The 24,288-nt window shown below is 67.7% G+C and carries 18 protein-coding genes, 3 rRNA genes and 1 pseudogene; 14 read left to right on the forward strand and 8 right to left on the reverse strand.

Annotated features, from left to right (window positions below; translation table 11 throughout):
• The first annotated feature begins 149 nt into the window (after positions 1-149).
• Complete coding sequence (locus QQS16_RS20460; protein ID WP_286063284.1) at positions 150-1,700, forward strand: FAD-binding oxidoreductase; 1,551 nt, start codon at positions 150-152, stop codon at positions 1,698-1,700.
• Between the two features lie 113 nt (positions 1,701-1,813).
• Here the strand turns inward: QQS16_RS20460 and QQS16_RS20465 are convergent, their stop codons facing one another.
• The 3 genes from QQS16_RS20465 to QQS16_RS20475 form a co-directional block, all read right to left on the reverse strand.
• Entirely contained in the window at positions 1,814-2,515 is a 702-nt protein-coding gene (locus QQS16_RS20465) for a phosphatase PAP2 family protein (protein ID WP_286063285.1), read from the reverse strand.
• A 198-nt stretch (positions 2,516-2,713) separates the two neighbouring features.
• A complete protein-coding gene (locus QQS16_RS20470; protein ID WP_286066394.1) occupies positions 2,714-3,658 on the reverse strand; it encodes a C40 family peptidase in 945 nt (314 codons plus the stop codon).
• 220 nt (positions 3,659-3,878) lie between these two features.
• Positions 3,879-4,301 (reverse strand): ATP-binding protein, encoded by a 423-nt coding sequence (locus tag QQS16_RS20475; RefSeq protein ID WP_286063286.1) that lies wholly within the window; start codon positions 4,299-4,301, stop codon positions 3,879-3,881.
• 204 nt (positions 4,302-4,505) lie between these two features.
• Here QQS16_RS20475 and QQS16_RS20480 point away from each other — a divergent pair, with 204 nt between their 5' ends.
• From QQS16_RS20480 to QQS16_RS20525, 10 genes and pseudogenes are all read left to right on the forward strand, one after another.
• Positions 4,506-5,351 carry a helix-turn-helix domain-containing protein gene (locus QQS16_RS20480; RefSeq protein ID WP_286063287.1) on the forward strand — a complete coding sequence of 282 codons (846 nt, stop codon included), beginning with the start codon at positions 4,506-4,508 and terminating at the stop codon, positions 5,349-5,351.
• Positions 5,352-5,361: 10 nt separating this feature from the next.
• A pseudogene (locus QQS16_RS20485) lies at positions 5,362-5,520 on the forward strand (DUF397 domain-containing protein); the annotation flags it as partial.
• 6 nt (positions 5,521-5,526) lie between these two features.
• Entirely contained in the window at positions 5,527-5,775 is a 249-nt protein-coding gene (locus tag QQS16_RS20490; protein ID WP_286066395.1) for a DUF397 domain-containing protein, read from the forward strand.
• Complete coding sequence (locus QQS16_RS20495; RefSeq protein WP_286063288.1) at positions 5,768-6,142, forward strand: VOC family protein; 375 nt, start codon at positions 5,768-5,770, stop codon at positions 6,140-6,142. The genes QQS16_RS20490 and QQS16_RS20495 overlap by 8 nt, the downstream gene beginning before the upstream one ends.
• 496 nt (positions 6,143-6,638) lie before the next feature.
• Positions 6,639-6,947, forward strand: coding sequence for a DUF8827 family protein (locus QQS16_RS20500; RefSeq protein ID WP_095752152.1), 309 nt, complete (start codon positions 6,639-6,641; stop codon positions 6,945-6,947).
• Positions 6,948-7,136: 189 nt separating this feature from the next.
• Positions 7,137-7,943, forward strand: coding sequence for a DUF8175 domain-containg protein (locus QQS16_RS20505; protein WP_286063289.1), 807 nt, complete (start codon positions 7,137-7,139; stop codon positions 7,941-7,943).
• The gene (locus tag QQS16_RS20510) at positions 7,933-9,261 is read left to right on the forward strand and encodes a hypothetical protein (RefSeq protein ID WP_286063290.1); all 1,329 of its coding nucleotides are present in this window, start codon (positions 7,933-7,935) and stop codon (positions 9,259-9,261) included. Before QQS16_RS20505 ends, QQS16_RS20510 begins: the two co-directional genes overlap by 11 nt.
• Positions 9,258-10,817, forward strand: coding sequence for an SCO6880 family protein (locus tag QQS16_RS20515; RefSeq protein ID WP_286063291.1), 1,560 nt, complete (start codon positions 9,258-9,260; stop codon positions 10,815-10,817). The genes QQS16_RS20510 and QQS16_RS20515 overlap by 4 nt, the downstream gene beginning before the upstream one ends.
• 9 nt (positions 10,818-10,826) lie before the next feature.
• Positions 10,827-12,251 carry an ATP-binding protein gene (locus QQS16_RS20520; protein ID WP_286063292.1) on the forward strand — a complete coding sequence of 475 codons (1,425 nt, stop codon included), beginning with the start codon at positions 10,827-10,829 and terminating at the stop codon, positions 12,249-12,251.
• A gap of 9 nt (positions 12,252-12,260) precedes the next feature.
• Positions 12,261-13,817, forward strand: coding sequence for a type IV secretory system conjugative DNA transfer family protein (locus tag QQS16_RS20525; RefSeq protein WP_286063293.1), 1,557 nt, complete (start codon positions 12,261-12,263; stop codon positions 13,815-13,817).
• A 5-nt stretch (positions 13,818-13,822) separates the two neighbouring features.
• On the opposite strand, the gene QQS16_RS20530 is transcribed toward QQS16_RS20525, so the two are convergent.
• A complete protein-coding gene (locus QQS16_RS20530; protein ID WP_286063294.1) occupies positions 13,823-14,374 on the reverse strand; it encodes a GNAT family N-acetyltransferase in 552 nt (183 codons plus the stop codon).
• 86 nt (positions 14,375-14,460) lie between these two features.
• On the opposite strand from QQS16_RS20530, the gene QQS16_RS20535 reads away from it, so the two are divergent.
• Both QQS16_RS20535 and QQS16_RS20540 read left to right on the forward strand, forming a co-directional pair.
• Positions 14,461-15,717 carry a sensor histidine kinase gene (locus QQS16_RS20535; protein WP_286063295.1) on the forward strand — a complete coding sequence of 419 codons (1,257 nt, stop codon included), beginning with the start codon at positions 14,461-14,463 and terminating at the stop codon, positions 15,715-15,717.
• Complete coding sequence (locus QQS16_RS20540; RefSeq protein ID WP_286063296.1) at positions 15,714-16,388, forward strand: response regulator; 675 nt, start codon at positions 15,714-15,716, stop codon at positions 16,386-16,388. Before QQS16_RS20535 ends, QQS16_RS20540 begins: the two co-directional genes overlap by 4 nt.
• A gap of 66 nt (positions 16,389-16,454) precedes the next feature.
• Here QQS16_RS20540 and rrf read toward each other — a convergent pair.
• The 4 genes from rrf to QQS16_RS20560 form a co-directional block, all read right to left on the reverse strand.
• Positions 16,455-16,571 (reverse strand): 5S ribosomal RNA (gene rrf / locus QQS16_RS20545).
• 95 nt (positions 16,572-16,666) lie between these two features.
• Positions 16,667-19,790 (reverse strand): 23S ribosomal RNA (locus QQS16_RS20550).
• Between the two features lie 313 nt (positions 19,791-20,103).
• Positions 20,104-21,631: ribosomal RNA gene (locus QQS16_RS20555) — 16S ribosomal RNA — on the reverse strand.
• Together the 16S, 23S and 5S rRNA genes form the textbook arrangement of a ribosomal RNA operon.
• 666 nt (positions 21,632-22,297) lie before the next feature.
• Positions 22,298-22,849, reverse strand: coding sequence for a MarR family winged helix-turn-helix transcriptional regulator (locus tag QQS16_RS20560; RefSeq protein ID WP_286063297.1), 552 nt, complete (start codon positions 22,847-22,849; stop codon positions 22,298-22,300).
• Between the two features lie 129 nt (positions 22,850-22,978).
• On the opposite strand from QQS16_RS20560, the gene QQS16_RS20565 reads away from it, so the two are divergent.
• On the forward strand, positions 22,979-24,271 hold the full coding sequence (locus tag QQS16_RS20565; protein ID WP_286063298.1) for an MFS transporter: 1,293 nt from the start codon (positions 22,979-22,981) through the stop codon (positions 24,269-24,271).
• Positions 24,272-24,288: the final 17 nt, after the last annotated feature.

The following is a 24,288-nucleotide window of genomic DNA, read 5'->3' on the forward strand; positions in this document are numbered from 1 at the left end:
TCCGGGCACTCCCAGGGCCCCGGCGGGCGTGTTCCGGCCCGGTCGTGGAACCCGTGACGCTCACGATGCGCAAACCCGTGGCGTCCTTTCCTGGAACCCATGGCATCCCTCAGCCGTCTCGTTCCACGAGCCCGACGGAAGGCACGGACATGGAACGGCGTACGTTCATCGGCGGCACCGCGGGCGCGTTCGCGGCGCTGACGACGGCCTGCGAGGCCGACCGCGGCTCCGCCGCGAGAACGTCGTCGTCCTCAGCGTCTCATCCTCCGCTCAGGGCGACCACCGCCACCGCCGCCGCCGACTGGCCGGCCCTCGCCCGCGACCTCGACGGCCCCCTGGTCCGCCCGGGCGACGCGGACTGGCCGGCCGCCCGCCAGCTGTACAACACCCGCTTCGACGCCCTGAAACCCGCCGCGGTCGCCTACGTGGCACACCCCGACGACATCCGTACGGCCCTGGCGTACGCCCGCGCCCACTCCCTGCGCGTGGCGATCCGCAACGGCGGCCACTCCTACGCCGGCTGGTCCTCGGGCGACGGCCGGCTGATCGTCGACGTCTCGAAACTGAACCGCGTGCGGGCGAGCGGTGGCACCGCGGTCGTCGGCGCGGGCGCCAAGCTGATCGACGTCTACCGCGCGCTCGCCGCGAAGGGCGTGACGATCCCCGCCGGCTCCTGTCCGACCGTCGGCGTCTCCGGCCTCACCCTCGGCGGCGGCCACGGCGTCGTCTCCCGGGCGTACGGCCTGACCTGCGACAGCCTCACCCAGGCCACCCTGATCACGGCGGACGGCAAGCAGCTCACCGCGAACGCGACCGACCACAAGGACCTGTTCTGGGCCCTGCGCGGCGCGGGCAACGGCAACTTCGGCGTGGTCACGGAACTGCGCTTCCGCACCCATCCGGCCCCCCAGGCCGTGACGGCGTACCTGTCCTGGCCCTGGCCGAGGGCGGCCGCGGTGATGAGGGCGTGGCAGGAGTGGGGCCCGTCCCAGCCGGACGAGATCTGGTCGTCCCTGCACCTGGCGGGCACCTCCGGCGGCAGCGCCACCGTCTCCGTCGCCGCGTTCTCCCTGGGCACGTACGGCGAACTGAAGAACGCGGTCGACCGCCTCGCGGACCGGGTCGGCGCCCCGGCGAGCAGCGTCTCGCTCCGCCGCCGCGGCTACGAGGAGGCCATGGAGATCTACGCCGGCTGCTCCTCCTTCTCCACCGACGCCCAGTGCCATCTGCCGGGCTCCACACCGGGCCGCTCGCCACAGGGGGCGCTGGGCCGTGAGACCTACGCGGCCCGCTCGGACTTCTTCGACCGCTCGCTCTCCCCGGCCGGCGTCCGGACGCTGCTCAAGCAACTGACGTCGGTGCGCGGCGGCTCGGGCAGCATCGCGTTCACGGCGCTCGGCGGAGCGGTCAACCGGGTCCCCCCGACGGCGACCGCGTTCGTCCACCGCCGCTCGCGGATGCTGGCCCAGTACATCGCCTCCTGGCGGGCCGGCACCGGCGGCTCGGCCGCCCAGGCGTGGCTGACCGCGGCCCACACGGCGATGAGGCCGTACGCCTCGGGCGCGGCCTACCAGAACTACACCGACCCGACCCTGAAGGACTGGCGCACGGCGTACTACGGGCCCGCCGCGGCCCGCCTGACCACGCTCAGGAAGCGGTACGACCCCGACCGCTTCTTCACGTATCCGCAGGCGCTGTGAGACACCCGTCCCCAGGCCCGGCGCGACCCGTACCCCGAGGCGCTGTGAGCACCGGGACGGCCTGCGCCGGGCGAGGGTGGCGGGCCCGCCGCGGAGGGGCGTGGACGGCACTCCTACGCGGCGAGGTCCCGCTCCTCCGCGGACTCCCGCCGCGCCCCCGGAATCACCGTGTCCCGCCCGTCCTCCGACCGGCCCCGCGCGCGGATCAGCCACCCCGCGCGCGGCGACCGCTCGACCGCCTGGGTGACCGGCGTCAGCAGGGCCATGGCGAGGGGGGACAGCAGCAGCGCGACGGCCGTGCCGAGCGCGAACCCGCCGACGACGTCGGTCGGGTAGTGCACGCCCATGTAGATCCGGCAGAACCCTTCGAACAGCGCGAGCCCTATGCCGAACAGCCCGAACCGCCGGTGGGCGACGAACAGTCCGACGCCCATCGCCATGGTGATCGTGGCGTGGTCGCTCACGAACGAGTAGTCGGTCTTGCCGGCGACCAGGACGTCCAGCCCCTCGTGGGTGAGGAAGGGCCGGGGCCGCTCCACGAACCCTCGTATCGGCACGTTCACCAGCACGGCGACACCGGCCGCCAGCGGCGCCCAGACGAGCGCGGCCACCGAGGACGCCGCGTCCTCACCGCCCCGCCGCCGTACGGACCACCAGCACGCCGCCACGAGCAGGACCATGGCGATCAGCAGGCCGTACTCGCCGACGTACTCCATGGCCCGGTCGAACCAGGCGGGGGCGTCCTTGGCGAGGCCGTTGATGTCGTACAGCAGATCGACGTCAGGGTTCGACCCGGATTCTGCGAGTCCAGCCATGGTGCGCGGCCCCTTCGTCGTCTCTCCCGGCATGCCCGAGCGCACGCCGTTTCTGCCCACCCCCGTGGTTTGCAGATTGCTATGTCACCAGGAACGCACGACTCCTGTTCATACGTTCCACACTCCACCGAATGATCACGCAGACGTTATCGAAGAGAGACTCATCGCCGCAGCTCAGGGGGTGGGTTCACGCTCGGTTCACACCGTCGTGGGGAGCGCTTTCGCGCCATCCTCGGTTACCCGGGTGGCACCGAAATAGTCCGGGGTGTCGATCGGGTCGAACCGGATCACAGCACCCGTTCTCGGCGCGTCGATCATGTAACCGCCGCCGACATAAATGCCCACATGCCGGATGGCCCGGGAATTGGTGAGGTCGTCCGAGAAGAACACCAGATCGCCGGGGAGCAGCTCCTCCCGCGAGGGATGCGGACCGGCGTTGTACTGGTCGTTGGCGACCCGGGGAAGCGTGATCCCGACACTCTCGTACGCGGCCTGCGTCAGCCCTGAGCAGTCGAACCGTCCGCCCTGCGCGGCCGTTCCGGTCCCGCCCCACAGGTAGGGCGTGCCGAGCTTCTTCTGGGCGTAGTAGATGGCGCCGGCGGCCTGCTTCGACGGGTCGACCCGGCTGACGGGAGCGGCGAAGCTCTCCTCCAGCGTGGTGATCGTCTTCACGTAGTTCTGGGTCTCCTTGTACGGCGGCACGCCTCCGTACTTGATGACCGCGTAGGCACCCGCGTTGTACGAGGCCAGCATGTTTTCGGTCAGATTCCCGGGTACGTCCTTCACGTACTTGGCGAGGGAGCAGTCGTAGGTCGCCGCCGACGGGATCGCGTCGTTCGGATCCCATACGTCCCTGTCGCCGTCCCCGTCCCCGTCGATGCCGTGCGTGGCCCACGTCCCGGGGATGAACTGCGCTATCCCCTGCGCCGCCGCGTGGCTCCGGGCGTTCGGGTTGAACCCGCTCTCCTGGTAGAGCTGGGCGGCGAGCAGCGCCGGATTGATGGCGGGGCACAGGTTGCCCCACTTCTGCACCAGGGGCTGGTAGGCGGCGGGCACCGCCCCCTTGGCCAGCGACTTGACGCCCCCGCTCACCCCGCCGGCGAGGTTCCCGGCGACGACGTACACCCCGACGACGAGCAGCATCACGAGACTGAGCCCCGCCCCCAGGGCGACGCCCCCCACGACCCACGCCTTACGCACCGTCAACCGCCCCTCGACCACTGGGAGTACGCCCGCGCCAGTCTAGGAGCTTCCCACCCGGAATCCGGTGCAACCGATGCCGCGGAAGTCGGCGGGGCTCGTTCCGGCGGGGTCGGCGGAGGACGCGCGGTGGATCACGGTCCCGCGCGCCCGTGCCGCCCCGTCACCGGCACTCCGCCCACAGCAGCTTGCCGCCCTTCGACGCGCCCGGCTCCCTCAGTACGAAGGCCCCCACGGCGTCCGCGAAGGCCCGCACCAGGGGCAGCCCGCGTCCGCCCTCGGCGTCACCCGGCGGTACGGCGGCCCCGGCGCCCGCGAAACCCGGCGGCACGCTCGGGTCGGTGTCCCACACGGCCACCCGGACCCGCCCGGGCTCCATCGCGCGCAGCCGCAGGGCATAGGGGCCGGCCGTGTGCAGGTGGGCGTTGGTGAGGAGTTCGGAGGCGAGGAGTTCGGCGGTCGGCGTGAGCGAGGAGAGCCCGTGCGCGTCGAGCACGGTACGCAGGGTCGCGCGGGCGATCCCCGGCGCGTGCGGATCGTGCGGGAGGTGAAGGGTGTAGGCCCAGGGCGGCGATACGGTGGCCATGGAAGTCTCCGGTCACAGAGGGGAGTTGAAAGCGTGCGTACGGTGGCCCAGTGGCGGTGCCGACCCGTCGGACGGTGCGCTTCTGGGCGAGGGCGCCTGAGTAATAAGCTAGCGATGTTCGTGTAAGCCTTTAACCGATTCCCCTTAAAACGTTGATTCGCCACTCGTGTGAGTGACACGCCGTGCAAGGAGGCGGGCTAGCCCGTGAGAAGCATCCCGACGGGTCGTCAGCTCCGCTTGGGCATTGAACTGCGCAAACTTCGTGAGCGCGCAGGCCTGACAGCTGCGGCGGCCAGTCAACTGCTTGGCGTGAAGCCGAACCAGATCAGCAACATGGAGGCCGGGCGAGCGGGCGTCAGCCCCGAGCGCGTACGCACTCTGGCCCGGCACTACAAGTGCAACAACCCAGCACTGGTCGACGCACTCAGCGAAATGACCGCCGATCGGAAGCGAGGCTGGTGGGAGGAGTACCGCGAGACCCTGCCCGCCGCGCTGCTCGATCTGGCCGAGGTCGAGCACCACGCAACCCACCTGCGCGCGTCCGTCACCGTGCACATCCCCGGCCTGCTTCAGACCACCGACCACGCGCGTGAACTGTTCCGGCAGGTCGTACCCGAGTTCTCACCGCCGGACATCGAGCACCGCGTCTCATTCCGCGTCAAGCGTCAGGTCGTCCTCTTCAGGGACGAGCCGACCCCGTACCTCGCGATCATCCACGAGGCGGCGTTGCGGATGCGGTTCGGCGGCACGCCTGTGGTCAAGGGCCAACTGCGGCACCTGCTGGACATGAGCGAGCGGGATCACATCACCCTGAAGGTGCTTCCGTTCGCCGCCGGCTCCTTCCCCGGCTCCGGACAGTCGATCTTCTACTCCCGCGGTCCGGTACCTCAGCTCGACACCGTGCACCTCGACCAGTCACACGGTCCGGTCTTCCTGGATGCAGAGGCCCAGCTGGAGATGTACCAAGTGCTCCTCGACCGCATGGAGTCCCGGGCCCTCACCCCCGAACGATCCCGTGATGTCATCAGCGGGTTGCTCAGCGACCTGTGAGAGGAACGCCATGACCGAGTTCAGCACCTGGCAGAAGTCGTCCTACTGCGGGTCGGGCGACTCCTGCGTCCACGTGGCCACCACAGTCGAAACGATCCATCTCACCGAGAGCAGCGACCCCACCGGCGCGATACTCAGCGCCGCCCCCACCGCCTTCGGCGCCCTCCTCGCCGTACTGAAGGAGACCTCGACCCGTACCGCCCCGGAGGCGACCGGGCCCGGCCCGTGGATCGAGGTCGCCTTCGGCGAGAGCGTCACCGGCGACGCCGGGGACGACGGGGACGACCCCGTGTACCTCCGTGAGACCAGCGACCCGGCGACCGTCGTCACGACGAACCGCCGTAGGTGGGACGCCTTCGTACTCGGCGTGCGGGCGGGTGAGTTCGACCACTTCGTGGCGGGGCACGAGGATCCGCATGCATAGAAGCCGTGTGTACGCACTCCTGATCGACACCCCCGAACCGGAGGCCGCCGCGGCCTTCTGGTCCGCCGCACTCGGGGTGCCCGCCCGTCCGGACCCGGCGGAGGAGCAGTTCACGTCGCTGCGCGAGGCCATCCCCGGGCTGGTCACGGCGGTACAGGCGGTCGACGACGCCCCCCGCTTCCACCTGGACATCGAGACGGACGACGTGGAGGCCGAGACCGCCCGCCTCATCGGCCTCGGGGCGACGCAGGTCTCGCGCTGGCTGGAGTGCCGCATCCTGCGGGCCCCCGGCGGCCACCTGCTGTGCGTCCTGCCGGTGCACAGCGACCCCGAGGTCTTCGAGGCGCAGGCCCGCACCTGGACGTAGGGCTCCACCAAAGCTCCGGCCGACCGGGCACCCCTGCGGCGGTGCGCACACCCACCGGCTGACCGTCCGTCACCGGATGCCGCCCCAGGGGGTCATGGCACCCAGCAGAGGCCGCATCGCCGTGTCCGGGTTAGCCTTCCACCGGGAGCTCACGGAGATCACGGAGATCACCCGCGGGACATCGGCGCGATCACCGAGCAGTGCCGTAAGAGGGGTCAACGACGGAACCACACCTCAGGTTCCGCCCAGTCCTCATTGCCCGGCGTGACCTGCCGTGATACACAGAGTGACCATACGACTCCTTGCCCGCCGCCCGACGTCTGTTCGAGAGATCACCTGAGGACCGACCCGGACCGGTGGCAAGGTAGTCGTACGAAACCCGCCAACCAATGACGCCAAGTCGACATACGACAGCGCCATTGTCGGCGAGAATGAGGCGTGACCTCTGCGCCAGTGCAGAGGCAAGCGGAACTACCCACCAGGGGCGGTGACTTACATGTTCTTTGCGGCCGACGAGGGAGACATCAACACCATTATCGGCGGGATCGCTCCGGACTGGGGGCCCTTCGGCAGCCTGGGCAACGAGGCGAAGGTGATGATCGAGGTCGTGATGGCGGTGGCCATCCTGCTCTGCCTCGGCATCGCCATCTGGGGCGCCGCCAAGCAGCGCATCGGTGCCACGGCCCTGCGCGACACCTTCAGCGCGGAACAGGGCAAGGGCCTCATCATCGCGGGTCTGACGGGGGTCTTCATCATCGGTTCACTGGGCACGTTGTTCACCATCGTGTACGGCATGGCCGTGTAGCCGGGCGGCCATCGCCCGTGCGTGGCGCGTCCGCTCGGTCTCCCCTCCACCCCACCCGTCCGTCGTGCCCACCGGCTGAGGTTGCGTTTCCCTGATGTCGAGTCACCACACCGCGTCCGCGCGGGAACCAGCACGGCTACCGTCGTACTCCTACGCGTTTCCGCACGACGTCGAGGGGGCGTACCCGGCATGACTCTCGGGGACGAGCACGAGACCTCCGGTGGCTACGGCGGCACGGGCCACACCCGCACCCGCCTGCCCGGCGGCGACGACGCGTACGGAAGCACCCGCCGAGGGGGCCGCTCCTCCTCCCGGAGCCTGGTCACGGTGGTCGGCGTCATCGTCCTCCTCATCGCCGCGATCGCCTTCGCGAACCGCGGCGAGGACGACCCCGCCCCGACCACATCAGCGGGCTCCCAGCCGGAAGCGGCCTCCACGGCGGCGAGCGGCGAGAAGCCGGTACGGGCGGGCTTCGCCCAGGATGAGCAGGGGGCTCAGAGTGCGGCGGCCAACTACTCCGTAGCCCTGGGGTCGGCCGAGATGTTCAACAAGGCCAAGCGTGATGCCATCCTGCGGGCCATCATCGCGCCCTCCCGGGTGTCCAACTTCGAAACGACGCTGGACAAGGCATACAGCCCTGAGTTCAACAAGAACGTCGGCCTGGATGAGAACGGCTCTACACCGGCGGGCTACACCTTCGTGTCCCGTACGAGCCCGATCGGCACCAAGGTCACCGAAGCCTCCGCCGACAACGCGACCGTAGAGGTCTGGTGCAGCGGTCTCCTCGGCCTCGCCGGCGAGAACTCCACGAACCCGGTCACCAACAGCTGGTTCACGATCACGATGAAACTCGAGTGGACCAACAACGACTGGAAGATCGTGACGCACTCTCAGAAGGACGGCCCGGCGCCGCTTCCCGGCGACGAGCGGGCGTCCAGTGCCGACGAGATGGCCAAGGCCGTCGAGGAGTACGGAGGGTTCACGTATGCCCGCTAACCACCGCGTACTCAGGCTGGCTGCCATCGTCACGGCGGTCCAGGCGACAACGGTCCTCGTGGCCACCCGCGCCTTCGCGGCACCCACGCCATCTCCCACGCCAAGCGACGACCCCTGTGACCTGATCCATGGCCCCGCCAAGGACTACTGCGAACAAGGCAGCGCCCCCGCGCGACGCTCCGGCGACACCGGCACCCTCACCGACACCATCGACCCCCTCTCCTCCCTCGCCAGAGGCTGCGCCGACGCCGCCTCCTGGACCGTCAAGCAGCTCTCCACGGCCGTGAAGGAGACCGCCAACGTCGACTTCACCAACCCGAAGTTCCTCCAGCAGTACGCCGTGGTCTTCGCCGCGTCCGCCATCCTCACGCTGCTGCTGTGGCTGCTGGCCGTCGCCAAGCGGGCCGTCCGTGGGGTCCCCCTCGCCACCGCGCTGTCCGAGGCGATCGGCTTCCTCTGGCTCACCGTGCTGGCCTCCGCCTTCACCCCGCTGATCCTCTACACCGTCGTCTCCGCGACGGACAGCATCAGCGACGTCCTCGCGAAGACGACGGGCAATCAGACGGACGCGTTCTTCGGCACGTTCTCGCAGGCCCTCGAACAGGGCGACGACATCGGCGGCGGCCCGATCATGCTGATGCTGGTCTCGCTGGTCTCCATCGTCGCGGCCGGCGTCCTCTACCTGGAGCTGTACCTCAGGGCCGTCCTGCTGTACGTCGGCGCCCTGCTCGGCGTCGTCGTCTACGCCGGCCTCGTCGACAAGAACCTGTGGGGCCACGTCCGCCGGTGGGCGGGCGTGATGATCGCGGTCATCCTGGTCAAGCCGGTGATCGTGATCGTCCTCGGCCTCGCCGGAGCCCTCGCCGCCGACGAGGGCCCCGACTCGGTCGCCGCGATCGTCTCCGGCCTCGCCATCATCCTGCTCGCCATCTTCGCCAGCGCGATGATCTACCGCTTCGTGCCCGGCTTCGGCGACGAGATCGCGGGCTCCCGCAACAACCGCATCATGCAGGGCGCCGAGGGCAAGGCCGCGGCCGTCATGACCTCCCCCGCGACCCTCGTGGCGCAGGGCATCAAGACCCACAGCACCCGCGCCGACAACAACGGCGGCGGAGGCCAGAGCGGCTCGGGCGGCGCCCGTCCGAGCAACCCGGCGTCCGGCGGTGTCGCCGCGCACAGCACGCGTACCCCGAGCGGAGGCGGCGGATCTGTCCCCTCCGCCGCCCCGGCTCCCCGCGCGGGCAGCCCGGTGAACACCCCCCACGCCAGCAACACCCGCAACAGCAGTACCAACCGCACGGGAGGTGAAGGGCGTTGACGACCGAGTCCCACGTGTCCCATCCGGTCACGCCCCGCCGTACGTATCTGATCGGCCGCGCCCGGCCGAACGCGATCGTCGGCCGGAACCGCGAGACCGGTGAGATCGCGCTCATCATCGTCGGCGCGTTCCTCGGCATGATGTGCGGGCTCCTCGTCCCGGTGCTCACCCTGCGCATCGTGCTGCTGATGGGCCTGCCCATGCTCGCGCTGGCCGCGGTCTACGTGCCGTACAAGCGCCGCACGTTCTACAAGTGGTTCGAGATCAACCGCAGCTACAAGCGGATCACCAAGCAGGGCGCCGCCTACCGTTCCGGCGTCGTCGAGGCCGGCACCCGCCTGGACGGCCGCGAGGTGGAGATCGGCCCGCCGCCCGGCATCGGCCGCATCACGTGGCTGGCCGCCCCGTTCGGCCCCGACGAGATCGCCGTACTGCTGCACGCGGACCGCCGTACGGTGACGGCGGCGATCGAGATCGAGGGCCCCGGTGTCGGTCTGCGCGACTCCGAGGACCAGGAGGCCCTCGTCGACCGCTTCGGCACCCTCCTCAAGCACGTGGCCAACGGCGACGGCTTCGTCACCCGCATCCAGATGCTCGCCCGCACCCTCCCCGCCGACCCGGACGCCCACGCCAAGGACGTCGCCGTACGCGGGGACGACAAGGCGCTGCCCTGGTTGCAGCAGTCGTACGACCAGTTGCAGTCGATGGTGTCGACGAGCAGCGAGCAGCACCGCGCCTACCTCGTCGCCTGCATGCACTACACCCGCGAACTGGCCGCCGAGGCGCACGCCATGGCCCGTGCGGCCCGCCCGCTCAACGGCCGCAAGCTCGACCGGGACGCCGGCCTCGCCGTCGTCATGGCCCGCGAGCTGACGGACATCTGCTCCCGCCTCCAGGAGGCGGACATCCGCGTACGCCAGCCGCTGGGCCAGGGCCGCCTCGCGTCCCTGATCCACTCCATGTACGACCCGGACCACCCGATCGACCACATCCAGGCGATGACCAAGCGCAACGCCTGGCCGGCCGAGCTGGACGCCATGGAGCCGACCTACCTCCAGGCCAAGACCCGGGAGTCCTCCACCCGCGCGCCCTGGTGCCACGCCACGGCCTGGGTGAAGGAGTGGCCGATGACACCGGTCGGCGTCAACTTCCTGGCCCCGCTCCTCGTCCACACCCCGGACGTCATCCGCACGGTCGCCGTCACGATGGACCTCGAACCCACCGAGGTCGCCATCGAGCGGATGCTGACCGAGAAGACCAACGACGAGGCCGAGGCGTCCCGCGCCGCCAAGATGAACCGCACCGTCGACCCCCGCGACATCGCCGCCCACAACCGGCTGGACCAGCGCGGCGAGGACCTCGCGAGCGGCGCGGCCGGCGTCAACCTGGTCGGCTACATCACCGTCTCCTCCCGCTCGCCCGAGGCCCTGGCCCGCGACAAGCGGACCATCCGCGCCTCGGCCGGAAAGTCGTACCTGAAGCTGGAGTGGTGCGACCGCGAGCACCACCGCGCCTTCGTGAACACCCTCCCGTTCGCCACCGGCATCCGAAGGTAGGGCTTGCGCATGCGGGATCCGATGTCCATCCTCACCGACGCCTTCACGTCCTTCCTCTTCGGCAAGGTCGAGACGACCCGCCTGCCGGTCCGCACCTCCACCGGCCAGGCCCAGGCCGTCTACCTCCCGACCGCCGCCCCCGGCCTCGGCGACTCCGGCGTCATCATCGGCCGCGAGGTCTACTCCGGGAAGGGCTACATCTACGACCCCTTCCAGCTGTACGGCCAGCAGCTCCCGGCGCCCCACTGGCTGGTCCTCGGCGAGTCCGGCAACGGCAAGTCGGCGCTGGAGAAGACGTACGTCCTGCGCCAGCTGCGCTTCCGCGACCGCCAGGTCGTCGTCCTGGACGCGCAGGGCGAGGACGGCGTCGGCGAATGGAACCTCGTCGCGCAGGAGCTGGGAATAACTCCCATCCGGCTCGACCCGATGGCGGCCCTGGACCACGGCATCCGCCTCAACCCCCTGGACCCGGCGATCACCACGACCGGCCAGCTCGCGCTGCTCCGGACGATCATCGAGGTCGCGATGGGGCACGGCCTCGACGAGCGCTCCGGCTTCGCGCTCAAGGTCGCGCACGCCTACGTCAACGAGACGATCGTCGACCGCCAGCCCGTCCTGACCGACATCGTCGAGCAGCTGCGGCACCCCGAGCCGGAGTCGGCCGAGGCGATGAACGTCGACATAGAGGACGTACGGGCGTGGGGTCTGGACGTCGCCCTGGTGCTGGACCGGCTGGTCGACGGTGACCTGCGCGGCATGTTCGACGGCCCGACGACGGTCGGCATCGACCTCGACGCCCCCCTCATCGTCTTCGACCTGTCCCACATCGACCGCAACTCCATCGCCATGCCGATCCTGATGGCGATCGTCGGCGTGTGGCTGGAGCACACCTGGATCCGCCCCGACCGCGTCAAGCGCATCTTCCTGGTGGAGGAGGCGTGGCACATCATCAACAGTCCGTTCGTGGCCCAGCTGTTCCAGCGGCTGCTGAAGTTCGGCCGGCGCCTGGGCCTGTCGTTCGTGGCGGTGGTCCACCATCTGTCCGACGTGGTGGACGGGGCGGCGGCGAAGGAGGCCGCGGCGATCCTGAAGATGGCGTCGACCCGGACGATCTACGCCCAGAAGGCGGACGAGGCCAGAGCGACGGGCCGGGTGCTGGGCCTGCCCCGCTGGGCGGTCGAGATCATCCCGAGCCTCACCCCCGGCATCGCGGTCTGGGACGTCAACGGCAACGTCCAGGTGGTCAAACACCTGATCACGGAGACGGAACGCCCGCTGGTCTTCACCGACCGCGCGATGACCGAGTCGTCCCTCGACCACCAGCTCGCGGACGACGCCCTGCGCGCGGCCGAGCTGGAGGCGGAGGAACGGGCGGCGGCCTTCATGGAACAGCACCTCGATCTGGACGACCCGTCCGAGTCGACGGTGGCGTAGGGGAGCGGCATGAGACCGGTTGACGAGCGCGACCGCCGGCCGGACGGCCAGGGAGGCGTCCCCGACGGCCTGCTGGTCGGCCTGCTCGCCTTCCTCCTCGGCATGACCGTCATGGTCTGGACGGCCACGGGTCTGGCCGGTCTGTTCGCCCACGGGGCCTGGCCCACGGGCGTCACCTTCGCCCGCACCCCCCTGGCCATGCGCCACCTCGTCGCCCGGCCCCACGACGTCCCCGGCGCCTGGCCCGAGGCCGACGCCGCCGGCCTCTCGGGCTACGGCCTGTTCTGGGGCCTGCTCATCGGCCAGCTGATGATCCTGATCGTCCTGACGGTCTTCGTCCTGGGCACCCTGGCCCGCTGGCGAGCGGTCCGGGCGAGACGGCGGGCGGAACCGGCGACACCGCCCGACGCGACGCCCCACGACATCCCCTCACCCAGACCGACGGAACCGTGGCCGGCACATCAGCCCCAGGTCATACACGACCCCGCCCCCACGCACACACCACCGCCGCCCCCCGCCACACCGGCGTACGCCGAGGCCCTCCCCCACTCCACGGTCCCGCCCCCCGCGCAGCCCGTCACCGAGCCCCTCGCCTCCCCGGCCGACACCACGCGCGTCGGCGGGTGGGAAGCCACCCCCACCGCCGGAACGGTGCGCTTCGGTCCCCCGGCCACCCGCCACCCCACCGCGATCCAGGCCGTGCGCGACGCGGAGGGCCCCGCCCTGATCGTCACCTCGAACCCCGCGATCTGGCAGGACACCAAGGACGCCCGGGCCAAACTCGGCCCGGTCCACGTCTACGACCCCACCCACCTCTGCGACACCCCGTCCCGCCTCCACTGGTCCCCCACCTCCGGCTGCGAGAGCAAGCCGACCGCGGCGGCGCGGGCCACCGCCCTGCTCGCCCCCATCCGCCCCACCGCGAAGATGGACCAGGCCCTCACCGACGTGGCCGAGACACTCCTGCGGAGCTACCTGCACGCCGCCGCCATCGACGGCCGCACCATCCGCCACGTCCACCGCTGGTGCCAGGGCACCCAGGTCCAGGACGCCGTACGCACCCTCCGCACGCACCCCAAGGCGGCCCCCGGCTCCGCGGGCGAGCTGGAGGCCGCCCTCACCGCCCACCCCGAACGCCGGGACATCGCCCAGGAGTTGACCGGCCGGGCACTGTCCGCCCTGTCCACCGTCAACGTCCGTGAGGCCTGCACTCCCCACCGAACTGATGCCCTCGCCCTGGATTCCTTCGTGGACGAAGGGGGCACGCTTTACGTGGTGGGTGAATCCATCGAGGACCCGCGTACCAACCCGGGCGCGATGCCCCTCCTGACGGCCCTCACCTCAAGCGTGGTCGAGCGCGGCCGGCACATGGCCGAACGGTCATCCTCCGGTCGCCTCGACCCACCACTCACGCTCGTCCTGGACGACGTGGCGGCCGTGGCGCCGCTTCCCCAACTGCCGGAGCTGCTGGCCGCCGGAGCGGACCGCGGCCTGCCGACGCTGGCCCTGCTCCGGTCCCGCGAGCAGGCCCGCAGCCGCTGGCCGAACGCCGAACTCCCGGTGTGACGTCCTCAGTCCAGCACCCGGTCGAGAACGAACTCCCACTCCCGGTCCTCGTCGTCCCCCAACGACACGGTCACCCCGCTCGGCACGAACCCCACCTTGCGGTAGAACCGCTGCGCCCGCCCGTTGTCCTCGTGCACGATGAGCCGCACCCGCTCCGCCCCGCGCCCCCAGGCCCACTCCAGGCCGGCGTCGAACAGCACCTCGGTCAGCCCGCTCCCCCGCTCCTCGGGCCGTACGAACACCCCGACGACATGGCCCTGCTTCCGCTCCACCGGGAACCCGGCCCAGTCCGTCGTCCCGGGCTCCTCGATCAGCACGGTCAGCGTCCCCACCCACTGCCCGTCCGGCCCCTCCGCGATGATCTGCTGCCTCCCCTCCGCGCCCTCGGCGCCCCCCGCGGTCCGCTCCCGCCAGAAGGAGTCCGGCTTCGCCAGGGCTTCCTCGTACGTCTCCAGGAAGGCGAGGTGCGCCACCGGATCCCGCAGCGCCGCGAGCCGCAACTCCTTGGCCTCGGGCCACTCCTCGGCACGCACGGACCGGATCACATAGCTACTCATGCGGGTCACGCTAGTACCCGGGTACGACCGCCCTCACGTCATATACGCCCCAGGCACCTGGGACGACCGCCGGTACAGCCGCCACCATGGACCCCGTGACGAGAGAACGGGCGACACAGGACCGGACGGCGGAACCCCTCACCGAGTACGTGCAGCGCATCAGCCGACGGATCCGCGGCTTCGACCGGCGTCACCCCCTCCTCTGGGACCTGCACCTCACCGGCTTCTGGGTACTGGCGGCCCTGATCGACCACTTGGGCGGCGGCTGGCGCACCATCACCCGCAACCCCGACACCCCCGGCTGGCTGCTCCTCACCCTGAGCCTGGGCTTCACCCTGCCGCTCCTCCTGCGCCGCACCCACCCCACGGCCGTCCTTCTCGCCCTCACCCCCGTCGCGCTGGTCGACGCCTGGACCGGCGCCGCCCTCCAGGCCGCGCTGCTCCAGCTGCTGGTCGTCTTCCACATCGCCCTGCGCCGCCCTCCGCGCACCCTGTGGTGGGCCACGGCGCTGATCATCATCCCCATCGCCGTGATGGCCGCCCGCCACCCACGCGGCAGCGCGGACGAGGACATCGTCCCGGTGCTGATGTCGATCGTGGTGGCCGCGGCGATCGGCATCACGGTCCGCACCCGCCGCGCCCACACCGAGGCCCTGGAGGACCGCGCCCGCCGCCTGGAGATCGAGCGCGACCAGCAGGCCCGCCTCGCGGCCGCCGCCGAACGCGCCCGCATAGCGCGCGAGATGCACGACATCATCGGCCACAACCTCTCGGTCATCACCGGCCTCGCCGACGGCGGCCGCTACGCCGCGGCCAAGTCCCCCGACCGCGCCGCCGAAGCCCTCCACGCCATCTCCACCACCAGCCGCCAGGCCCTCACCGAAATCCGCCGCCTCCTGGACGTCCTACGGGACGAGGACAGGCCACCGCCCCCCGACCTCACCCCCCAGCCCACCCTCACCGACCTCGACCACCTCCTGGAGGGCGTACGCTCCGCCGGCCTCCCCGTCCGCACCACCCTCAGGGGCACCCCGACCCTCCCCGCGGGCCGCCAGCTCACCGTCTACCGCGTCATCCAGGAGTCCCTCACCAACACCCTCAAACACGCGGGCCCGGGAGCGACCTCCCACATCGAGCTGTCCTACGAGGAGCAAGGCGCCGTCACCGTCACGGTGACCGACACCGGCCGCGGCGGCGAGCTCAACGGCTCCCCCGGCCGAGGCCTCCCCGGCATGCGCGAACGCACGGCCCTGTACGGCGGCACACTCGAAGCCGGCCCCCTCGCGCCGCCCGCCCGGGGCTGGCGCGTCCACCTTCACCTACCGGAGGAATCCCCGCAGTGACCACGGTCCTCATCGCCGACGACCAACCCCTTCAGCGCCTCGGCTTCCGGATGCTCCTGGAGAGCCAGGACGACATGGCGGTACTGTCCGAGGCGGCCAACGGCAGCGAGGCGGTCCGCCTGACGGCCGAACTCCATCCCGACATCGTCCTCATGGACGTCCGTATGCCCGGCCTGGACGGCATCGAGGCCACCCGCCGCATCACCGCCGCCGGCGACCGCACCCGCGTCCTGATCCTCACGACCTTCGACCTCGACGAGTACGCCTACGCGGGCCTCCGCGCCGGCGCCTCGGGCTTCCTGGTCAAGGACGCCCAGCCCGAGGACCTGCTCTCCGGCATCCGCTCAGTGGCCACGGGCGACGCGGTGGTGGCCCCCGGCCTGACCCGCCGCCTCCTGGACGCCTACGCCCATCACCTCCCGGCGGGAACGGCCACCGCCGCCACCCAGGAGGCGACGGACGCCCGCCTCGCCTCCCTCACGGACCGGGAACGCGAGATCCTCACGGTCGTCGGCCTGGGCTGGACGAACACCGAGATAGCCACCCGCCTGCACCTGGCGGAGTCGACGGTGAAGACCCACGTGGGCCGCATCCTCGCCAAGACGGGCTCCCGCGACCGTATCCAGGCCGTCATCCTGGCGTACGACACGAAACTGGTGAAGCCGAGCTGACGAATGACCGCCCCGTGAACGCAGAAAACCCCCGTGCCTTTCGGCACGGGGGTTTTCCCAAAAATTGTTCGGCGGCGTCCTACTCTCCCACAGGGTCCCCCCTGCAGTACCATCGGCGCTGTAAGGCTTAGCTTCCGGGTTCGGAATGTAACCGGGCGTTTCCCTCACGCTATAACCACCGAAACACTATGAAACTGTGAACCTGCCACACCACACCCGTGACCATGAGCATGGGGCTGTTCGTGGTTTCAGAACCAACACAGTGGACGCGAGCAACTGAGGACAAGCCCTCGGCCTATTAGTACCGGTCACCTCCACCCATTACTGGGCTTCCAGATCCGGCCTATCAACCCAGTCGTCTACTGGGAGCCTTAACCCCTCAAAGGGGGTGGGAATACTCATCTCGAAGCAGGCTTCCCGCTTAGATGCTTTCAGCGGTTATCCCTCCCGAACGTAGCCAACCAGCCATGCCCTTGGCAGGACAACTGGCACACCAGAGGTTCGTCCGTCCCGGTCCTCTCGTACTAGGGACAGCCCTTCTCAATATTCCTACGCGCACAGCGGATAGGGACCGAACTGTCTCACGACGTTCTAAACCCAGCTCGCGTACCGCTTTAATGGGCGAACAGCCCAACCCTTGGGACCGACTCCAGCCCCAGGATGCGACGAGCCGACATCGAGGTGCCAAACCATCCCGTCGATATGGACTCTTGGGGAAGATCAGCCTGTTATCCCCGGGGTACCTTTTATCCGTTGAGCGACGGCGCTTCCACAAGCCACCGCCGGATCACTAGTCCCGACTTTCGTCCCTGCTCGACCCGTCGGTCTCACAGTCAAGCTCCCTTGTGCACTTACACTCAACACCTGATTACCAACCAGGCTGAGGGAACCTTTGGGCGCCTCCGTTACTCTTTAGGAGGCAACCGCCCCAGTTAAACTACCCATCAGACACTGTCCCTGATCCGGATCACGGACCCAGGTTAGACATCCAGCACGACCAGACTGGTATTTCAACGACGACTCCACCTGAACTGGCGTCCAAGCTTCACAGTCTCCCAGCTATCCTACACAAGCCGAACCGAACACCAATATCAAACTGTAGTAAAGGTCCCGGGGTCTTTCCGTCCTGCTGCGCGAAACGAGCATCTTTACTCGTAGTGCAATTTCACCGGGCCTATGGTTGAGACAGTCGAGAAGTCGTTACGCCATTCGTGCAGGTCGGAACTTACCCGACAAGGAATTTCGCTACCTTAGGATGGTTATAGTTACCACCGCCGTTTACTGGCGCTTAAGTTCTCAGCTTCGCCACCCCGAAGAGTGACTAACCGGTCCCCTTAACGTTCCAGCACCGGGCAGGCGTCAGTCCGTATACATCGCCTTACGGCTTCGCACGGACCTGTGTTTTTAGTAAACAGTCGCTTCTCGCTGGTCTCTGCGGCCACACCCAGCTCACCGAGTAAATCGGATCACCGAACATGGCCCCCCTTCTCCCGAAGTTACGGGGGCATTTTGCCGAGTTCCTTAACCATAGTTCACCCGAACGCCTCGGTATTCTCTACCTGACCACCTGAGTCGGTTTAGGGTACGGGCCGCCATGAAACTCGCTAGAGGCTTTTCTCGACAGCATAGGATCATCCACTTCACCACAATCGGCTCGGCATCAGGTCTCACCCTCGTGCCATCCGGATTTACCTGGATGACGGGCTACACCCTTACCCCGGGACAACCACCGCCCGGGATGGACTACCTTCCTGCGTCACCCCATCACTCACCTACTACCAGCTCGGGCCACCGGCTCCACCACTTTCCATTCCCCGAAGGGTCCGGAACGGCTTCACGGGCTTAGCATCACTGGATTCAATGTTTGACGCTTCACAGCGGGTACCGGAATATCAACCGGTTATCCATCGACTACGCCTGTCGGCCTCGCCTTAGGTCCCGACTTACCCTGGGCAGATCAGCTTGACCCAGGAACCCTTAGTCAATCGGCGCACACGTTTCCCACGTGTGTATCGCTACTCATGCCTGCATTCTCACTCGTGAACCGTCCACAACTCGCTTCCGCGGCTGCTTCACCCGGCACACGACGCTCCCCTACCCATCACAACGCCCGTTGGGGCTATATGCTGCAATGACACGACTTCGGCGGTACGCTTGAGCCCCGCTACATTGTCGGCGCGGAATCACTAGACCAGTGAGCTATTACGCACTCTTTCAAGGGTGGCTGCTTCTAAGCCAACCTCCTGGTTGTCTGTGCGACTCCACATCCTTTCCCACTTAGCGTACGCTTAGGGGCCTTAGTCGATGCTCTGGGCTGTTTCCCTCTCGACCATGGAGCTTATCCCCCACAGTCTCACTGCCGCGCTCTCACTTACCGGCATTCGGAGTTTGGCTAAGGTCAGTAACCCGGTAGGGCCCATCGCCTATCCAGTGCTCTACCTCCGGCAAGAAACACACGACGCTGCACCTAAATGCATTTCGGGGAGAACCAGCTATCACGGAGTTTGATTGGCCTTTCACCCCTAACCACAGGTCATCCCCCAGGTTTTCAACCCTGGTGGGTTCGGTCCTCCACGACCTCTTACAGCCGCTTCAACCTGCCCATGGCTAGATCACTCCGCTTCGGGTCTTGAGCGCGCTACTGAACCGCCCTATTCGGACTCGCTTTCGCTACGGCTTCCCCACACGGGTTAACCTCGCAACACACCGCAAACTCGCAGGCTCATTCTTCAAAAGGCACGCAGTCACGAGACGTCAAGCAAGCTTGACGTCCGACGCTCCCACGGCTTGTAGGCACACGGTTTCAGGTACTATTTCACTCCCCTCCCGGGGTACTTTTCACCATTCCCTCACGGTACTATCCGCTATCGGTCACCAGGGAATATTTAGGCTTAGCGGGTGGTCCCGCCAGATTCACACGGGATTTCTCGGGCCCCGTGCTACTTGGGTGTCTCTCAAACGAGCCGTACAGATTTCGACTACGGGGGTCTTACCCTCTACGCCGGACCTTTCGCATGTCCTTCGCCTATCCATACGGTTTCTGACTCGTCCCACGGCCGGCAGACCGTGAAAGAGAGATCCCACAACCCCGCATACGCAACCCCTGCCGGGTCTCACACGTATACGGTTTAGCCTCATCCGGTTTCGCTCGCCACTACTCCCGGAATCACGGTTGTTTTCTCTTCCTGCGGGTACTGAGATGTTTCACTTCCCCGCGTTCCCTCCACTTGCCCTATGTGTTCAGGCAAGGGTGACAGCCCATGACGACTGCCGGGTTTCCCCATTCGGACACCCCCGGATCAAAGCCTGGTTGACGGCTCCCCGGGGCCTATCGTGGCCTCCCACGTCCTTCATCGGTTCCTGGTACCAAGGCATCCACCGTGCGCCCTTAAAAACTTGGCCACAGATGCTCGCGTCCACTGTGCAGTTCTCAAACAACGACCAGCCACCCATCACCCCGCATCCTCACGGATCCGAGTTCACTGGGGCCGGCACTGAAGGCGACCTCACGGCCGTACCCTCAGACACCCAACAGCGCGCCCGGCCGGCACCCGCCCGAAGATCTGTTTTCCACACTCCGAAGAGCAGTACTCACAGCCTCCGACCCGGAAACCGGCCGAATAGTCAACGTTCCACCCTTGAGCAACCAGCATCAGACAGTCGCTGATGTACTGGCCTCTGAACCGGGCAAGCCCGGTTAAGAAGTGCTCCTTAGAAAGGAGGTGATCCAGCCGCACCTTCCGGTACGGCTACCTTGTTACGACTTCGTCCCAATCGCCAGTCCCACCTTCGACAGCTCCCTCCCCACAAGGGGGTTGGGCCACCGGCTTCGGGTGTTACCGACTTTCGTGACGTGACGGGCGGTGTGTACAAGGCCCGGGAACGTATTCACCGCAGCAATGCTGATCTGCGATTACTAGCAACTCCGACTTCATGGGGTCGAGTTGCAGACCCCAATCCGAACTGAGACCGGCTTTTTGAGATTCGCTCCACCTCACGGTATCGCAGCTCATTGTACCGGCCATTGTAGCACGTGTGCAGCCCAAGACATAAGGGGCATGATGACTTGACGTCGTCCCCACCTTCCTCCGAGTTGACCCCGGCGGTCTCCTGTGAGTCCCCATCACCCCGAAGGACATGCTGGCAACACAGAACAAGGGTTGCGCTCGTTGCGGGACTTAACCCAACATCTCACGACACGAGCTGACGACAGCCATGCACCACCTGTACACCGACCACAAGGGGGGCACCATCTCTGATGCTTTCCGGTGTATGTCAAGCCTTGGTAAGGTTCTTCGCGTTGCGTCGAATTAAGCCACATGCTCCGCTGCTTGTGCGGGCCCCCGTCAATTCCTTTGAGTTTTAGCCTTGCGGCCGTACTCCCCAGGCGGGGAACTTAATGCGTTAGCTGCGGCACCGACGACGTGGAATGTCGCCAACACCTAGTTCCCACCGTTTACGGCGTGGACTACCAGGGTATCTAATCCTGTTCGCTCCCCACGCTTTCGCTCCTCAGCGTCAGTAATGGCCCAGAGATCCGCCTTCGCCACCGGTGTTCCTCCTGATATCTGCGCATTTCACCGCTACACCAGGAATTCCGATCTCCCCTACCACACTCTAGCCTGCCCGTATCGAATGCAGACCCGGGGTTAAGCCCCGGGCTTTCACACCCGACGTGACAAGCCGCCTACGAGCTCTTTACGCCCAATAATTCCGGACAACGCTTGCGCCCTACGTATTACCGCGGCTGCTGGCACGTAGTTAGCCGGCGCTTCTTCTGCAGGTACCGTCACTTTCGCTTCTTCCCTGCTGAAAGAGGTTTACAACCCGAAGGCCGTCATCCCTCACGCGGCGTCGCTGCATCAGGCTTTCGCCCATTGTGCAATATTCCCCACTGCTGCCTCCCGTAGGAGTCTGGGCCGTGTCTCAGTCCCAGTGTGGCCGGTCGCCCTCTCAGGCCGGCTACCCGTCGTCGCCTTGGTGAGCCATTACCTCACCAACAAGCTGATAGGCCGCGGGCTCATCCTTCACCGCCGGAGCTTTTAACCACCATTCAGGAGAATGGAAGTGTTATCCGGTATTAGACCCCGTTTCCAGGGCTTGTCCCAGAGTGAAGGGCAGATTGCCCACGTGTTACTCACCCGTTCGCCACTAATCCCCACCGAAGTGGTTCATCGTTCGACTTGCATGTGTTAAGCACGCCGCCAGCGTTCGTCCTGAGCCAGGATCAAACTCTCCGTGAATGTTCTCCCGTAATCGGGATGACACCACGAGAGCGGAACAGCCAGGCGGAATAAGCCCGGCCGTTCACAGCGTCCTCGCTGTGTTTTCTTCAAAGGAACCACGCCCCGACCGAAACCGGCCGGAGACGGGGTATCAACATATCTGGCGTTGACTTTTGGCACGCTGTTGAGTTCTCAAGGAACGGACGCTTCCTTTGTACTCACCCTCTCGGGCTTTCCTCCGGGCTTCCCTTCGGTCTTGCATTCCCGACTCTATCAGATCCTTTTCCGATCCGATTTCCTCGGCGCTTTCCAGGTTCCCGCTTCCGCGTTTCCCTTTCCGGCGGCTCCGACTCTATCAGACCCTTTCGGTCCCGATTCCCCGCCGAAGGGGGTTGTCTTCGCGGCTGTTGGGCCGCTCCGACGTCTCAAACCTTAGCGGATTCCCCGGCAGGTCCCAAATCGAGGTGCCGGTCCCCAATCTAATTGAATTCGAGCACGCTGAATTCAACCCCGTTGGGAGATCGTTCTGCTGGTTTGAGGTGCCGCTTCTGCGGCGGAGGTGCTATCGCAGAACCGTTACGGCTCCGCGGCAACCCGAAGAACTCTACGGATCCGCCAAGGGGATGTCAAGCGACCCTTGTCAAGATCTTTTGCAGGGACCCGAGAGGGCTGCGCCGGTCTGCGTCAGTCCAGGTCGCTGAGCCGGCCGCCGGCATCCGGCTGGGCGTCCTCGACCCTGCGCAGGAGGCGCGTGAGCACCTCACCGAGAGCCGTACGGTCCTCCGGGGAGAGGTCCTGGAGCAGGTCCTCCTCGAAGACGGTCGCGAGGCGCATCGCCTCCAGCCACTTCTCCCGGCCGTCCCCGGTCAGCTCGACGATCACGCGGACGCGGTTGGACTCGTCCCGCTCCCGGGTGACCAGCCCCTCGGTGACCATGCGGTCGATCCGGTGCGTCATCGCGGCCGGCGTCAGGCCGAGGCGCTTCGCGAGGTCGCTGGGGCCCATGCGGTAGGGGGCGCCGGAGAGGACGAGGGCCTTCAGGACCTCCCACTCCGCGTTGGTGATGCCGAGGGCGGAGGTCTGGCGACTGTAGGCGACGTTCATCCGGCGGTTCAGACGGGAGAGCGCCGAGACGATCTTCTCGACCTGGGGGTCGAGGTCCCGGAACTCGCGCTGGTAGGCGGCGATCTGCTCTTCGAGTGTCGGTTCGCCGAGAGTGCCGGGGGTGTCGCCCATGGACGCCAGTATCGCACGGGGCTGCTTGGCGTTGAAGTTCTTCGAGGTGTACTGTTTAGCTTCGAACTTTAGCTTTGAAGTCTTCACTGCTAACTACTGAGACTGACCAACTACCTGAGAGAGGTGAACGTGACCAGGGCGAGGGGCGTGGCGATGCGCCGGATCCACGTGGGCAACGCACTCAGCGCGTTCGGGCTGGGCTTCACCGTCCCCTACCTGTACGTCTACGTGGCGCAGGTGAGGGGGCTGGGAGCCATGACGGCGGGGTTCGTCCTCGCCGTCTTCGCCGTGGCCGCGCTGATCGTGCTGCCGTTCGCCGGCCGGGCGATCGTGCGGCGCGGCCCGCTGCCGGTGTTGCTCGCCGCCCTGGCCACCGCCGCGCTGGGAGCGCTCAGCCTGGGGCTGGCGAGCACCGCGACGACCGTGCTGCTGTCGGCGGCCGCGCTCGGGGCGGGGCAGGCCGTGATGCAGCCGGCGCTGGCGACGATGATCGTCGACTGCTCCACCTCCGACACGCGCTCGCGCGCCTTCGCGATGCAGTTCTTCCTGCAGAACCTGGGGCTCGGCGTCGGTGGTCTCATCGGCGGTCATCTGGTCGACACGACGAGCGCCTCCTCCTTCACCCTGCTGTTCGCCATCGAGGCGGCGATGTTCCTGCTGCTGGTCGTGGTGATGGCGACGGTGCGGATGCCGCACTCGCCGCGGATCGCGGACGCGCCGGGCCGGTCGGGACCTGCGAGGAGCAGCTGGAAGCAGCTGCTGGGCGACCGGGCGATGGTGCAGCTGTGCGTGGTGGGGTTCGTGCTGTTCTTCGCCTGCTACGGGCAGTTCGAGTCGGGACTGGCCGCGTACGGGGTGGAGGCCGCCGGGATCTCGACGTCCGCGCTGGGGACGGCGCTGGCCGCCAACACCGCGATGATCGTGGTCGCGCAGTTCGCCGTGCTGAGGTTCGTCGAGCGGCGCAGGCGGTCGCGGGTGATCGCGGCCGTGGGTCTGATCTGGGCCGTGGCATGGGTCGCGGCGGGGTACGCCGGTCTCGGGCACGGCAGCCAGGAGATGGCGACGGCGGCGTTCGTGTCCACGTACGCGCTGTTCGGGCTGGGGGAGGCGATGCTGTCGCCGACGGTGGCGCCGCTGGTGGCCGATCTGGCGCCCGCGGGGCTGGCCGGGCAGTACAACTCGGCGTTCGCTCTGGTCAAGCAGCTGGCGTTGGCCGTCGGGCCGGCGGTGGGCGGGCCCATGGGGGCCTCGCTGCCGGGGCCGTACGTCGTGACGTTCCTGGTGTTCTCGCTGGGGATCACGTATCTCGCGGTGCGGCTGGGGCGGCAGCTCACGGCGGCGCAGGACCAGCCGTGGTCCGCGAAGAGCCGGGTGGTGGCCCGGGGCGGCGCCACGGCGGACCACGCGCAGGCCCGCACCTGAGATCCCCCGGGGGCTTT

This window comes from Streptomyces sp. ALI-76-A, assembly GCF_030287445.1.
GTDB lineage: Bacteria > Actinomycetota > Actinomycetes > Streptomycetales > Streptomycetaceae > Streptomyces.